Here is a 14,557-nt window from a genome sequence, read left to right on the forward strand (position 1 = left end):
CAGGAGCTCCTGGTCGAAGTGCGACGCCAGGTGGGTCGTCATGAGGTGGAGGGCATCCACGGGCTTCATCGCGCGCTGGTAGCTGCGGTCGCTGGTCATCGCGTCGTACACGTCGGCGATGCCGGCGATGCGGCCGAACAGGTGGATGTGCTGCGGTTCGAGTGCGCGGGGATAGCCCAGGCTCGTGAGTCGTTCGTGGTGCTGCGACACGACGACCATGCCGAGCGATCCCATGCGCCCGTCCTGCTGGAGGATGGCCTCGCCCCGCACCACGTGCGTGCGCATCAGCGCCATCTCCTCCTCCGTGTAGGCGCCCGGCTTCACGATCAGCTCGCGGGGCAACTCGCTCTTGCCGATGTCGTGCAGCAGGCCGCCAAGGGCGATGTCGCGCAGGTCGCTGGCGTTCTTCACCCCGGCGGCGACGGCCAGGCCCGTGGCGAACACGCTGACGTTCATCGAGTGGCGCACCGTGTCGTAGTCGCGCGCCATCAGGGCCGCCATGTGCCCCAGGGCTTCCTTCTCCCGCACGATCAGCTGCACCGTCTGGTTGGCGATGCGCCGCGTGCGCGGCACCGCCTCGGTGTGTCGAGGGTCGACCATGATCGACTCGAGCGTCGTCTGGGCGGCCGACTGCAGCAACTCGACCTTGCGCGGTGTGGCGATCTGCGGGTTGGCCAGCAGGGTGTCGAGATGCCGCTCGACGTACTGCTCGTAGCGGCGGCGCTCGTCGCCCTTCAGCCAGAGCGTCTGGACGTTGTTGGCCAGCAGCCGCTGGTGGTGCGTGCCGGTGAACTCCAGGTCCGGACCGCGGAACAGGATGAACTGGCCCGGCGAGGTCTGGAGGTAGAGGTGGAAGTCGACCACCGAGTCCATGACCAGGCCGTCGAGGTGGACCGGGATGTACAGGGGGCGCACGTGGCCGAACGCCGCCCGCACCGACCCCTCGGGGCCGTCGGCCGCTGCTCGGACTGCGTGTGCCGGGGTTGCCACAGGAGATGCCGATGCAATTCCGATGCCGCTCGTGCGTCTGTCGAATCAGGCCGCCCCGCGCCAGTCCGCCTGGCAAGGGCCGCGGAAATCGTCGGTGACGCGACGGTTTCGTAACCAGGGGGCTCCCTGGCTCACGCCCGTGGTGTAATCGAACCATGCGTGTCCTGCTCGCCTGCGCCCTGCTGGTCCTCTCGGCGCCCCTCGTGGTGATCGGCCAGTCCCGCTCGGGGCCGCGTCTGCCGGCGATGCCCGGCGACCCGGAACTCCCGGAGGGCGTCGTCCAGACACGACACCTGCAGGCGCAGGTCACCGGGGAACCGCGCGTCGGCGCCGACGGCACCGGCAGCGTGACCCTGGCCGTCACGCCCGGTGCGCGCATGCACATCTACGCGCACGATGCCGAAGGCTATGCGCCGTTTCGCCTGGAGTTCGAGCCGCGGGCCGACCTCGTGGGGGGCGGCCACACCTACCCGGCCGCCGAGCTGTCGATCTTCCCGCCGACCGGGGAGACCTCCAACGTCTACACGAAGCCCTTCGTCGTGACGCGGGGGTTCACGGTCAAGGGGCGGCTGCGTGAGCAGATCCGGGCGTCTGCCGAGGGGGTGCCCCTCACGCTCGTCCTGCGCTACCAGGCCTGCGACGACCGCGTCTGCTACCGCGCGGAGCAGCGCAGTCTCACGGTGAAGGTGCGGGCGCGCTGAGCGCGGCGCCCGCCGCCATCAGTGCACGTCGCGGGGCGCCCCGGGCACGTACACGCTCACGTCCGACGTCCCGAAGCTCGCACCGACGATCCGGGCCACCTCGACGCGTGCGTCGTTGAAGCAGGCGCCACCCGAGTGGCGTTCCAGCGTGGCTGGCGAGAGCGCGTTGGCCGTTTCACCGTTCAACGTGCTCTGGCGCCAGAGGCCCTTCGGCAGGCTCACGACCCCGCGCGCGACCAGATGCGTCACCTGCGCGATGCAATGGACGTCGCCGAGGGCATTGAACGCCCGCACGGGGTCGCCGTCGGCGATGCCGCGCGTTTCGGCGTCGGCCGGGTGGATCTGCAGGCGCGCCACGTTGGTCCGGAGCTGGCCGAACGTGGAGCTCACCGTCTTCTCGCTGGCCGGCGAGATCAGGGCGAGCGGATACTCGGGCGACGCCGGATCGGCCTCGTAGCTGTACAGCGGCCCCTGTGCCGCCAGCGCCTCCGGGTAGAGGTGGATCTTGCCGTCGGGCGTGTTCGGGAACACGTCGATCATCTGCACCGGCCGGGCGCCACTCGGCGGCGGCACCGCGAGCTGTTCCATCACGTCGGGGGCGAGGTCCCGGGGCAGGCCCGCCGTCACGCGCAACAGCGTGTCGGTCTCGTCTTCGTCCTGCCCGACGCCGAGCCGGGCTGCCAGCTCGCTGAACACCACCACGTTCGGGCGCGATTCCCCGACGGGCTCGATCACCGGCTTCACGAGTTGCATCGCGTAGTTGCCGTACCCGCGGGTGATGTCGTAGTGCTCGAGGAACGTGGTGGCCGGCAGGATGACGTCGGCAAAGCGCGCCGTGTCGGTGCGCACCTGGTCGAAGACCACCGTGAACAGGTCGTCGCGCTGCAGGCCCTGCTGGATCCGGTTCATGTCGGGCGAGGTGACCAGCGCGTTGCTGTTGTAGACGAACAGCACCTTCACCGGCGGCGTCGTCGCGGGGTCCAGCGCCTCGCCGAGCCGGTTCATGTTGATCACGCGCGTGGGCGGCTCGGGCGTTCGGCGCCACCGCTCGCCATCGACGCCCCAGGCCGCGCTGTTGCTCATCGTGAAGCCCCCGCCCTTCACGCCGAAGGCATTGACCAGCGCCGGGAGCGCCAGGACCGCCAGCACGGCTTCGGTGCCGTTGCGGTTGCGCTCGAGGCCCCAGCCGCAGCGGAGGACCGAGGGGCGGATCGTCGCGTAGAGATCTGCGAGTCGGGAGATGGCCGCCTCCGGGAGCCCGGTGATGGCGGCGACACGATCCGGCGTCCAGGGCCGGGCGCGCTCGCGGAACGCCTCGACACCGGAGGCCTGCCGAGCCAGGAACGCCTCGTCGACCGCGCCACGCTCGAACAGCGCGCGGGCGAGACCGAGGGCGAGGACCAGGTCGGTGCCCGGACGAATCGGCAGGTGGAGGTGCGCCATGCGCGCCAGCGGTGTGGCGCGAGGGTCGATCACGACCAGCGTCGCGCCGGCCTCGCGGGCCTGCTTGATGTACGGCACCAGGTGGATGCCCGAGGCCGAGGGATTGGCGCCCCACACGACGATGAGCCGTGCGTGTGCGTAGTCCTCGTAGGCGACGCCGGCCATCTTGCCGTACATGGCCTGCGCGGCCAGGCCCGTCGGCGCGGCGCACACCGTGCGGGCGAGGCGTGAGGCGCCGAGCGATCGCCACAAGTCGGCGTCGGTGCTCTGGTGCGTCAGGAAGCCATTGGAGCCGCCATACGAGTAGGGCAGGATCGACTCGCCGCCGAACTCGTCACGCGCCTGCCCGAGGCGTTCGGCAATGAGCGACATCGCCTCTTCCCAGCTGGCGCGCCTGAACTTGCCGAGGCCCTTGGCGCCATCGCGGATCTCCGGCGTGAGCAACCGCTGCTCGCCGTAGAGGTGCTCGGTGAAGCGTCGCACCTTGCCGCAGATGAACATGCCCGTCGTGATGCTGGCCGGTCCGGCATCGACGGCAACGACGCGGCCCTGCTCGACGCTGACGCGCAGGCTGCAGGCGTCGGGACAGTCGAGTGGGCAGGCAGTTTCGACGAGAGTCGGGCTTCGGCGCTGGGGATTGGCGGCCACTGCCGGTATTCTGGCACAGCATGCGAGGGTGCCCCCGACCCGTGATCACGTGCATTCCCGCCGACGCGTTGCATCGCCGCCGCCGGACGTGGCGCGCGCTGCCGACGTGCGCGGTCGCGCTCTCGCTCGCCATCCTGGCCGGTTGCGGCGCGACGGCGCCCGAGTTCGATCTCGTCGTGCGCGGCGGCTGGGTGCTGGACGGCACGGGGACGCCCGCGATGCGTGCGGACATCGGCGTGCAGGGCGATCGCATCGCCGCCCTGGGCGACCTGGCGACGCGCACGGCCGCCGTCTCGATCGACGCCACCGGCCTGGTCGTCGCCCCGGGCTTCATCGACACGCAAGGGCAGTCGGGCCGCACGTTGCTCGAGGATGGCGCGGGCGCGAGCCACGTCCTGCAGGGCATCACGTCCGAGATCATCGGCGAGGCCAACACCCCCGCGCTGTGGATTGCCGGGTCGGCCGACCTGCCGTTCCTGTCGAGGCTGGGGATCGCCTTCGACTGGAGCGGGGTCGACGGGTTCCTCTCGCGCCTGGCCACCCGTGGCATCACCGTCAACGTGGGCACGCTCGCGCCGCTGAACCAGTTGCGCGTCGATGTCGTCGGCTCCTCGCAACGCGCCGCGCGTCCCGAGGAACTCGAGGAGATGCGCCGTCGTCTCGACTCGGCCATGCGCCAGGGCGCGTTCGGCCTGTCGAGCGCACTGATTTATCCGCCCGGCTCGTATGCGAGCACGGACGAGATCGTCGCACTGGCGCGCACGGCCGCCGTGCATGGCGGCCGCTACGTCTCGCACATCCGAGGTGAGGGCGATCGCCTCGAGACCGCCCTGGACGAGGCCATCGCCATCGCCGAGCAGGCCGACATCCCCGTCGTCGTGTACCACCTGAAGGTGGCGACACGCACCAAGTGGAAGTCCATGCCCGCCATCGTGGCGCGGATCGCGAAGGCCAGGGCCCGAGGACTCGATGTCTCGGCCACGGCGTACCCGTATCCCGTCGCCGGCACCAGTCTCGACGCGTCGCTCCCCGACTGGGTCCACGACGGCGGCGATGCCGCGATGCTGCGCCGCCTCGCGGAGCCGCAGACCCGCGCCCGCATCAGGCGCGAGATCACGCAGGGGCACGACGGCTGGGAGAACTTCCTGCGCAGTGCCGGGTTCGACGGCGTCACCATCGCGGATGTCCGCCACGGGGGCGACAGCTCGGTGGTCGGGCTGACGCTCGCCGAGATCGCCCGCCAGCGCGGCACCGATCCCTGGGACGTGTTCTTCGACCTGCTGATCGAGCACGAGGGACACGTGGCCGCCCTCTATGCCCTGATGCACGAAGACGACGTGCGCGAGGTCCTGCGGCAGCCGTGGGTCAGCATCGGCACCGACTCGGCCGCGCAACCGGCCGACGGCCCGATGGCGGTGGGGCGCCCGCACCCGCGAGGCTTCGGATCGTTTCCACGCGTGCTCGGTCGGTACGTGCGTGACGAGCAACTCGTCCCCCTGCCCGAGATGATTCGGCGGATGACCAGTGGCGCCGCCGCCCAGATGGGGATCGCCGAGCGCGGCCAGGTACGGCCGGGCTGGTACGCCGACCTGGTCGTGTTCGACTCGGCGACGGTTCGTGATCGAGCCACCTTCGACCGCCCGCGGCAATACCCCGAGGGCGTGAGGGCCGTGGTGGTCAACGGGGTGGTGACCGTCCGGGACGGGCGGCTCACCGGCCAGCGCGCCGGGCGAGGCCTGCTCGGGCCGGGCGTGGTGCGCGCCACGCCGCCGGCCTCGCTGCCGGCAGGAGCGACGCCATGACGGTGCAGGCCGCCCGGCCGGGAGATGCACACGTCGCGGTCCGGACCACGGCGGGGCGCCGGCGGGTGGTGATCGTGGGTGGCGGCTTTGGCGGCCTTCAGGCGGCGCGAGCGCTCCGCTGGGCCGACGTCGACGTCGTGCTCGTGGACCGACGCAATCACCACGTGTTCCAGCCGCTGCTCTACCAGGTGGCGACGGCGGGCCTGTCGCCGGGCGACATCGCCTCGCCCATCCGATGGATCCTGCGGCGCCAGCAGAACGTGCAGGTGCTGCTCGGCGAGGCGCAGCGCATCGACGCGGCGGCGCGCGTGCTGCACCTCGACATCGGGCAGCTGTCCTTCGACGCGCTCATCCTCGCCACCGGCGCCACCCATGCCTACTTCGGGCACGACGAGTGGCAGGCGCACGCCCCGGGACTCAAGACCCTCGAGGACGCGGGCCTCATTCGCCGCCACCTGCTGCTGGCCTTCGAGGAGGCGGAGCGGACGCCCGACGCCGAGGCGCGGACGCGGGCGCTGACGTTCGTCATCGTCGGCGGCGGTCCAACCGGCGTGGAACTCGCCGGGGCGCTGGCCGAACTGGCCAATCATTCGATCGGCCGCGACTTCCGGTCGATCGACACCAGTTGCGCGCAGGTGCTCCTCGTCGAAGCCGGGCCGCGCATCCTGGGGGCGTTTCCCAAGGATTTGCAGCAGCGCGCGGAGGCGTCGCTGACGCGGCTCGGCGTGAAGGTCCGCAAGCAGTCGCCAGTCACCGCGATCGATCCGCACGGCGTCACGCTGGCTGACGGGAGCCGGATCGAGGCGTCCACCGTGCTGTGGGCCGCCGGCGTCGCAGCCTCGCCGCTGGGCCGCACCCTGGGCGTCGAGGTCGACCGGGTCGGCCGCGTGATCGTGCGCCCCGACCTGACCATCCCCGGGTGCGATGTGGTGTACGTCGTGGGCGACCTGGCGCACGTCGAGCAGGACGGCCAGGTGCTGCCGGGTGTGGCACAGGTGGCGATGCAGCAGGGCGAGCACGCCGTGGAGAACATCCTGCGGCGCTTCGGCAACCAGCCCGCCCGGCCGTTCAGGTACCACGACCTCGGCAACCTCGCGACCATCGGGCGTCACTCGGCCATCGCGGACTTCGGCGGGCGCTGGCGGTTCTCCGGGGCCTTCGCCTGGTGGCTCTGGTTGTTCATCCACATCCTCAAACTGACGGGCTTCCGTAACCGGATCGCCGTCCTCGTCCAGTGGGCATGGGCTTACCTCACGCACCAACGCGGCATCCGGCTGATCACCGGACAGGATCCCGTCGGGCCATCGGTGCCGCCGTCCTCGTCGCCCTCGCCGCGCTGACGCTCCTGACGCGCCTGCCCGCCCCGGCGCTCGCCGTGTGGCGACGTGGGTACGCGGCGCTGCAGCCGACGGTGTCTCGCCTCAGCGCCCGCCTGCCGGTCGCCTGCCTCGATGTGTGCCTGGTCGTCCTCGTGGCCGGCCTGGCCTGGCTCGTGTGGACGCGGCGCCTCGCGATTCTGCGTCCCGCGTCACTGTGGTTCGGCCTGGGCATCGTGGCCGGAGGGTGGCTCATCTTCCTGCTGGCCTGGGGGTGGCACTACCAGGTACCGACGCTGGAGGCGCGACTGGCGCTCACGGCAGCCGAGGTCACGCCTGACCGGGGTGAGCAGGTGGCGGCCGCGCTCGTGGCGCAGGCCAATGCCCTGCACGCGTCAGCACACGGGGCCGGGTGGCCGTCGCGCAGGGACCTGCCGGCGTTGCTCGGGCCGCTGCTGGCCGACGCGCTGCCGCAGGTCGGTGGCGGTGCCAGCCCGTGGTTGCCGACGCCCCGCCAGACGATGCTCGATCTCTATTTCAGGACCGCCGGGATCGACGGGATGACCAACCCCTTCGGGCTGGAGGTGATCCTGAACAGCCGGGTGTTGCCGATGGAGTTGCCGGCACTTGCGGCGCACGAGTACGCGCACCTGGCCGGATTCGCCGACGAGGCGGATGCCAGCGTCGTGGCCTGGTTGGCCTGCCAGCGGGGAGGGCCAGCGATGCAGTACAGCAGCGCCCTGGCCGTGCTGCCGCACATCCTGACCGGCCTGGACGGGGCACGCCGCCAGCGGGTCTTGGCTCGCCTTGACGATGGGCCGAGGGCCGACCTTCGTGCGATCGCCGCGCGTCTGTCGGAACAGCAGCCGTGGGTCCGCCTGGTGGCATGGCAGACCTACGACCGTTTCCTGAAGGCGAACCGGGTGGGGGAGGGCGTCGCGCGCTACGACGCCGTCGCGCGTGTGCTCGTCGGGGTCGGCGACCTCGTCAACGGGTCCCTGCGCCGGCCGCCGTCGCCGTGGCCGCCCCGCCCGTCCCCGTGAGGGTCACGCCGCCGTTCACGGTCTCGACACGAAGGGCCGCACCACCGCCGTTCAACTTGCCGTCGTAGTGCCGGCGCCGGCGCTCGCCGTCCTGCACCTGCGCGAAGCCGTCGACCGTGATGCCGCCATTGACCGTGCGGACCGAGACGTCGGCCGAGGCGCTCGACGGCAACGACACCGTGACGCTGCCGTTGACGGTCTCGATCTGCGTCCCGGGCGCCGGCAGTCCTTCGAGGTCCAGCGAGACGCTGCCGTTGACCGTCTCGGCTTTCGTGAGCGTGCGAATGGCGCGTGCCTCGATGCCGCCGTTGACGGTCTCGAGCGCGACGGGGCCGCTGACCCCGGCCACCTCCACGCGCCCGTTGACGGTCGTGAGCGTGACGGCCGCGCTGGCGGGGACGCGCACTTCGTACCGCACATCCACCTGCTGGCCCTTGGGGAACCCCTGCGACCGGGGCGTCACGAGCCGGACCAGGTCGGCGGTCGCACTTTGCTCGAGCCGCGTCCGCTCGAGCAACTCGCGAGCGGCCTGCTCGTTCATCGCCCGGGCCGTCCGGTGCGCCACGACCTCGAACGACGGGGCGTCATGGGTGGAGACCTGGATGGCGCCGTTGGTGTTCTCGATCTCCAGCCTGGCTCCGGCCGTGACGGGGTAGGTCTTCTCCCATCGGTCGGAGGCCTGGGCGCGCGGACCCGCGATCATCAACTCACAGCCTCCCGACAGCAACGCGAAGGGAAGCAGGGCACCGACCCACGGGGCACGCGAAGGCAGTTTCATGGCGGACTCCTGCAACACCCTTACGTCAACGGTGGCTCGAGGTTCCCGTTGTGGCCCGGGAGAGCCGACAAAAGCGCGCCCGCTCGACGCTATCGAAAGTGTGTTCAGTACGCGACGGCACTATCCATAGTGGTTGACAACTAAGTTTCGCATGTTCGATTACGAAAACGTCATTCGCTTGTGAACCTGTTCACAAGCGATTCCAGGCGGATCCGCGCGATTCCGGCGCATTTCTGCTTGAACTCGGGCGTGGATGGAAGGGCATGCGCCGTGCCCAAGCACGGGGCATGGTTCGTCCGGGCCTCGCCAGCCACCTCCGCCGCTCCCTCCTGGCGTTGTGCCTCCTGCTCGTCGCGCAGGTTCCACACGCCGCCGCCGGTTCCGTTCGTCTCGCCTGGGACGCCAACATCGAACCAGACCTCGCCGGCTACATGCTCGTGTGGGGGACGGCGCCCGGCACCTACAGCCAGTCCGTGACGGTGCCCGCCTCGACCGTCACCCAGGACGTGGCCGGCCTTGCCGACGGCACGTACTACTTCGCGGTCCGGGCCTTCAACCTGGCTGGTCTGTACAGCGGCTACTCGAATGAGGTGGTGGTCACCGTCACCACGCCCCGCTCCACGCCCGCCGTCACAGCCGTGACCCCTTCGAACGGGCCCTCGTCGGGTGGCACGCAGGTCGTCGTGTCCGGCTCGGGCTTCCTGACGGGCGCCACCGTCGCGTTCGGTGGGACGGCGGCAACGGTCGTCGGGCAGACCTCGACGTCCATCACGGTGCTGACGCCTGCTGCCTCGGCGGCCACGGTGGCACTGAGTGTGACCAATCCTGACGGAGGGGTGGCCACCCGTGCGTCAGCCTTCACGTACGTGTCGCCCAACGGACCGACCGTGACCAGCTTCGCCCCGGCGATCGGACCGACCTCGGGTGGCACCGATGTCGTCATCACCGGCACCAACTTCCAGAATGGCGTGGTCGTGCGCTTCGGCGCGCTTCCCGCCGTGGTCTCGAGCGTCACGACCACGCGCCTCGTGGCGCGCACCCCGGCCCAGGCCCGAGGCGTGGTGGCCATCAGCGTGGTGAACCCTGACGGCAACGGCGTGCAGGTCCCCTCGGCGTTCTCGTACCGTGGCCCCGCGCCGCGCGTCACGACGGTCCTGCCGAAGACGGGGACGACCACGGGCGGGACCGACGTCCAGATCGACGGCGCCGACTTCGAGCCAGGAGTCACCGTGTCGGTGGATGCCTTGCCGGCGACCGTGCTGACGGTGACGCCCAACCGGCTGGTGGTCCGCATGCCGGCGCACGCGCCCGCGGCGGTTGGCTTCACGGTGACCAACCCCGACGCGCAACTGGCCTGGGTGCCGGCCGTGTACACGTACGTCAGCGTCGCGCCATCGATCTCGGCAGTGGCACCGACGCACGGCCCGACCGACGGCGGCACCTCGGTCACGATCAGCGGGTCGGCCTTCGCGGCCGGGGCCGCAGTGCTGTTCGACGGCGTGGCCGCGGTGGTCACATCGCTCGCGAGCGACACGCTGGTGGTGACTTCTCCTGCGCACGCGAGCGGGGCGGTGAGCGTCCTCGTGCGCAATGCCGACGGACAGAGTGCCACCGCGGTCAACGGCTACACCTACGACGACACCACACCGGTGATCTCCACGGTGACCCCGGCGAAGGGCTCGGTGGACGGCGGCACCGTGATCACCATCACCGGCCTGCGCTTCGGAACGCAGCCGACCGTGTCCCTCGATGGGCGCGCGGCGAGGATCCTGTCGGCGAGCGACACCGTCGTGACCGCCGAGACACCGGCGCACGCCGCCGGTCCGGTGGGCGTGGCAGTCGTGACCGCCAGGGGCGAGTCGACCGTGGCGCCCTCCGGCTTCACGTACGAGGACCCGGCCAGGGACACGACCTTCACCCGCTATTTCGCGGAAGGGGCGGCGGGGGCGTTCTTCCAGACGCGCTTCGCACTGGCCAACCCGCACGAGGAGGCGGTGCCGGTGACGGTGACCTTCACCGACACGCAGGGCGTGGCGACGCCGCTGCAGGTGACGCTGCCGGCGCGTTCGCGGCTGACGATCGACGAGCGCAATCGCCCGGCGCTGGCCAGCGAGGCCTTTGCGACGGCGTTCGAGGCGCCGAAGGTGATCGGCGTGGAGCGGACGATGACGTGGGCGGCCGGTGGGCCGGCCTACGGCGCGCACAGCGAGATCGGCGTCGCGGCGCCGCGCACGTCCTGGGTGTTGGCCGAGGGCGCGACGATTGCCGGGTTCAACACCTTCTACCTGCTGCAGAACCCGACGACCACGGCGGCGGACGTCAAGGTGCAGTACCTGCTCTCGACCGGGCAGCGCATCGAGAAGATCCACCCGGTGGCGCCGCTGTCGCGCACCAACATCTGGGTGAACAAGGACGACCCGGCGCTGGACGCCGCCGAGATGTCGGCCTCCATCACGTCGCTCAACAACGTGCCGGTGGTGGTGGAGCGGTCGATGTACCGCAACAACGGCAGCGAGCTGTTCTCGGCCGGCCACAACAGCGCGGCGGTGGAGGCCCCGGCCCTGCGGTGGTTCCTGGCCGAAGGTGCGACCGGCGGGACGTTCGACGAGTTCGTCCTCATCGCCAATCCCAACACGGCGCCTGCGCAACTGCGCGTCAGCTACCTGCGCGCCGGCAAGGCGCCCATCGTCAAGAGCTACAGCGCCCCGGCCCTGAGCCGCCTGACGCTGTGGGTGGACCAGGAGCACGCCGAGCTGGCCAACGCCGAGGTGAGCATCGTGGTGGAGAGCCTGACGGCGACGCCGGTAGTGGTGGAGCGGTCGATGTGGTGGCGGGCCGATGCGGCGGGTGAGTGGGTCGAGGCGCACAACAGCCGCGGCACCACGACGACCGCGCCGCGCTGGCTGGTGGCCGATGGCGAGGCGGGCGGGGTCGGCCAGGCGAGCACCTACGTGCTGGTGGCCAACACATCGGCGGCGGCGACGGGCGTCAGGTTCACGCTGCTGACCGAGACGGGGGTGGGGCGCACGGTGCAGGACACGGTGACGGCCAACGGGCGGTACTCACTGGATGTGGCCAGCACGTTCCCCGAGGCAGCCGGGACGCGGTTCAGCGTCCTGGTGGAAAGCGCGACCGGCACGGCGCCGCTGGTGGTGGAGCGGGCCTCGTACTCGAGCACCGCGACCACCACGTGGGCCGCTGGCACCAATGCCGTCGCGATGCCGCTGCCGTGAACGCAGTGAACTCGCTCACGCAGGTGCATTCCGTAAGGCGACCGACAGTTCTGTAATCGCCGGGACGCCCTGGGCTCCGCTCGAGCGACGACACTCTCGAATTCACTCAGTATTTCTCGTGATTCATGAGTCCAGCCTCGGGGCACGGCCGTTGCCCTGAGTGGGGGCGTGGATTGCCGGACCCGCTCCCCGCTCGTGCACACCCTGCTCGTGATGGCCCTCCTCCTCTGGGTGCAGGTCGGCCATGCGCTTGCCGGCAATGTGCGCCTGTCCTGGGATGCGAATACCGAAGCCGACCTCGCCGGGTACGTGCTCGCCTATGGCACCGCCCCTGGCACCTACACCACGTCGGTGACGCTGGCCCCGTCGGCCGTGACCCACGAGTTCACCAATCTCCCGGCCGGCACCTACTACTTCGCGGTCCGGGCGTTCAACGCCGCGAACCTGTACAGCGGCTACTCCAACGAGGTGCGGGTCGTGGTTGCGGGCACCGTCACGCCTCCGACCCAGCCCACGGTGAGCAGCTTCGGCCCCGCGTTCGGGCCGACCTCCGGCGGCACCGATGTCGTCATCACCGGCTCCAATTTCGCCAACGGTGTCGTCGTGCGGTTCGGCAGCACGGCGGCGGCGGTGTCGAGCGTGACGACCACGCGGCTGGTCGCCCGTACGCCGGCCGGCGCCCAGGGCATCGTGTCCATCTCGGTCGTCAATCCCGATGGGAACGGCGTCGAGGTGCCCAACGCGTTTACCTACCGTGCGGCTGCGCCCACGGTGACCACCGTGACGCCCTCACGGGGGCCTGCGGCGGGCGGCACCGAAGTGACGATCGACGGCACCAACTTCAGCGCGGGGGCGAGCGTGTCGATCAACGCCCTGGTGGCGCAGGTGCTGTCGGTGACCGCGACGCGCCTCGTGGTGCAGATGCCTGCGCATGCTGCGGCCGTGGTCGGCGTGACCGTGACCAACCCCGACTCGCAGTTGGCGTGGAAGGCCAGTGCGTACACCTACGTCGCGGGTGGCCCGGCCATCACGAACGTGCTGCCCGCTACCGGGCCGATGGCCGGCGGCAACACCGTGACCATCATCGGTAGCGGCTTCGCGAGCAGCAGCGTCACCATTGGCGGTGCGACGGCGACCGTCCTCACTCGCGCTGCCGACATGCTGACGGTCCGTGCGCCGGCGCGTCCGGCCGGGCCCGCCAGCGTGCTGGTCAGGAACAGCGACGGAATCACGGTCACCGCCGTCAACGCGTACACCTATGTCGACCCGGCAGCGCCGTTCACCCGCTACTTCGCGGAAGGGGCGGCGGGGACGTTCTTCCAGACGCGCTTCGCACTGGCCAACCCGCACGAGGAGGCGGTGCCGGTGACGGTGACCTTCACCGACACGCAGGGCGTGGTGACGCCGCTGCAGGTGACGCTGCCGGCGCGTTCACGGCTGACGATCGACGAGCGCAATCGCCCGGCGCTGGCCAGCGAGGCCTTTGCGACGGCGTTCGAGGCGCCGAAGGTGATCGGCGTGGAGCGGACGATGACGTGGGCGGCCGGTGGGCCGGCCTACGGCGCGCACAGCGAGATCGGCGTCGCGGCGCCGCGCACGTCCTGGGTGTTGGCCGAGGGCGCGACGATTGCCGGGTTCAACACCTTCTACCTGCTGCAGAACCCGACGACCACGGCGGCGGACGTCAAGGTGCAGTACCTGCTCTCGACCGGGCAGCGCATCGAGAAGATCCACCCGGTGGCGCCGCTGTCGCGCACCAACATCTGGGTGAACAAGGACGACCCGGCGCTGGACGCCGCCGAGATGTCGGCCTCCATCACGTCGCTCAACAACGTGCCGGTGGTGGTGGAGCGGTCGATGTACCGCAACAACGGCAGCGAGCTGTTCTCGGCCGGCCACAACAGCGCGGCGGTGGAGGCCCCGGCCCTGCGGTGGTTCCTGGCCGAAGGTGCGACCGGCGGGACGTTCGACGAGTTCGTCCTCATCGCCAATCCCAACACGGCGCCTGCGCAACTGCGCGTCAGCTACCTGCGCGCCGGCAAGGCGCCCATCGTCAAGAGCTACAGCGCCCCGGCCCTGAGCCGCCTGACGCTGTGGGTGGACCAGGAGCACGCCGAGCTGGCCAACGCCGAGGTGAGCATCGTGGTGGAGAGCCTGACGGCGACGCCGGTAGTGGTGGAGCGGTCGATGTGGTGGCGGGCCGATGCGGCGGGTGAGTGGGTCGAGGCGCACAACAGCCGCGGCACCACGACGACCGCGCCGCGCTGGCTGGTGGCCGATGGCGAGGCGGGCGGGGTCGGCCAGGCGAGCACCTACGTGCTGGTGGCCAACACATCGGCGGCGGCGACGGGCGTCAGGTTCACGCTGCTGACCGAGACGGGGGTGGGGCGCACGGTGCAGGACACGGTGACGGCCAACGGGCGGTACTCACTGGATGTGGCCAGCACGTTCCCCGAGGCGGCCGGGACGCGGTTCAGCGTCCTGGTGGAAAGCGCCACCGGCACGGCGCCGCTGGTGGTGGAGCGGGCCTCGTACTCGAGCACCGCGACCACCACGTGGGCCGCTGGCACCAACGCCGTCGCGATGCCGCTGCCGTAGGTCAT

Annotated in this window: 9 protein-coding genes; 6 read left to right on the top strand and 3 right to left on the bottom strand. The window is 70.8% G+C overall.

Annotated elements, in window-relative coordinates:
- Positions 1-915 (bottom strand): HD-GYP domain-containing protein (locus tag ACIRDX_RS15040; protein ID WP_396626254.1); only part of this gene is annotated, 915 nt, incomplete at its 3' end.
- A 230-nt stretch (positions 916-1,145) separates the two neighbouring features.
- Here ACIRDX_RS15040 and ACIRDX_RS15045 point away from each other — a divergent pair.
- Complete coding sequence (locus tag ACIRDX_RS15045; protein WP_396626255.1) at positions 1,146-1,691, top strand: protein-disulfide reductase DsbD domain-containing protein; 546 nt, start codon at positions 1,146-1,148, stop codon at positions 1,689-1,691.
- 18 nt (positions 1,692-1,709) lie between these two features.
- Here the strand turns inward: ACIRDX_RS15045 and ACIRDX_RS15050 are convergent, their stop codons facing one another.
- Positions 1,710-3,782, bottom strand: coding sequence for a molybdopterin-dependent oxidoreductase (locus ACIRDX_RS15050; protein ID WP_396626256.1), 2,073 nt, complete (start codon positions 3,780-3,782; stop codon positions 1,710-1,712).
- 41 nt (positions 3,783-3,823) lie between these two features.
- Here ACIRDX_RS15050 and ACIRDX_RS15055 point away from each other — a divergent pair, with 41 nt between their 5' ends.
- Genes ACIRDX_RS15055 through ACIRDX_RS15065 form a run of 3 tightly spaced genes read left to right on the top strand, consistent with a single transcriptional unit; the run spans position 3,824 to position 7,943 of the window.
- Positions 3,824-5,584 (top strand): amidohydrolase family protein, encoded by a 1,761-nt coding sequence (locus ACIRDX_RS15055; RefSeq protein WP_396626257.1) that lies wholly within the window; start codon positions 3,824-3,826, stop codon positions 5,582-5,584.
- Positions 5,581-6,924 carry an NAD(P)/FAD-dependent oxidoreductase gene (locus tag ACIRDX_RS15060; protein WP_396626258.1) on the top strand — a complete coding sequence of 448 codons (1,344 nt, stop codon included), beginning with the start codon at positions 5,581-5,583 and terminating at the stop codon, positions 6,922-6,924. The genes ACIRDX_RS15055 and ACIRDX_RS15060 overlap by 4 nt, the downstream gene beginning before the upstream one ends.
- Positions 6,925-6,959: 35 nt before the next feature.
- Positions 6,960-7,943, top strand: a complete 984-nt coding sequence (locus tag ACIRDX_RS15065; RefSeq protein WP_396626259.1) for a DUF3810 family protein — start codon at positions 6,960-6,962, stop codon at positions 7,941-7,943.
- On the opposite strand, the gene ACIRDX_RS15070 is transcribed toward ACIRDX_RS15065, so the two are convergent.
- The gene (locus ACIRDX_RS15070) at positions 7,888-8,721 is read right to left on the bottom strand and encodes a DUF4097 family beta strand repeat-containing protein (protein ID WP_396626260.1); all 834 of its coding nucleotides are present in this window, start codon (positions 8,719-8,721) and stop codon (positions 7,888-7,890) included. The genes ACIRDX_RS15065 and ACIRDX_RS15070 overlap by 56 nt on opposite strands.
- A gap of 287 nt (positions 8,722-9,008) precedes the next feature.
- Between ACIRDX_RS15070 and ACIRDX_RS15075 the strand changes: the two genes are divergently transcribed.
- Positions 9,009-11,954 carry an IPT/TIG domain-containing protein gene (locus ACIRDX_RS15075; protein ID WP_396626261.1) on the top strand — a complete coding sequence of 982 codons (2,946 nt, stop codon included), beginning with the start codon at positions 9,009-9,011 and terminating at the stop codon, positions 11,952-11,954.
- Between the two features lie 168 nt (positions 11,955-12,122).
- A complete protein-coding gene (locus tag ACIRDX_RS15080; RefSeq protein WP_396626262.1) occupies positions 12,123-14,552 on the top strand; it encodes an IPT/TIG domain-containing protein in 2,430 nt (809 codons plus the stop codon).
- Positions 14,553-14,557 lie beyond the last annotated feature (5 nt).

The organism is Luteitalea sp. (genome assembly GCF_044337415.1).
Lineage (GTDB): Bacteria > Acidobacteriota > Vicinamibacteria > Vicinamibacterales > Vicinamibacteraceae > Luteitalea.

Excerpts from the sequence above, each read along its gene's own strand:
- ACIRDX_RS15045 (WP_396626255.1), top strand. The coding sequence starts at position 1,146 with ATGCGTGTCCTGCTCGCCTGCGCCCTGCTGGTCCTCTCGGCGCCCCTC.
- ACIRDX_RS15060 (WP_396626258.1), top strand. The coding sequence starts at position 5,581 with ATGACGGTGCAGGCCGCCCGGCCGGGAGATGCACACGTCGCGGTCCGG.
- ACIRDX_RS15070 (WP_396626260.1), bottom strand. The coding sequence starts at position 8,721 with ATGAAACTGCCTTCGCGTGCCCCGTGGGTCGGTGCCCTGCTTCCCTTC.
- ACIRDX_RS15075 (WP_396626261.1), top strand. The coding sequence starts at position 9,009 with ATGGTTCGTCCGGGCCTCGCCAGCCACCTCCGCCGCTCCCTCCTGGCG.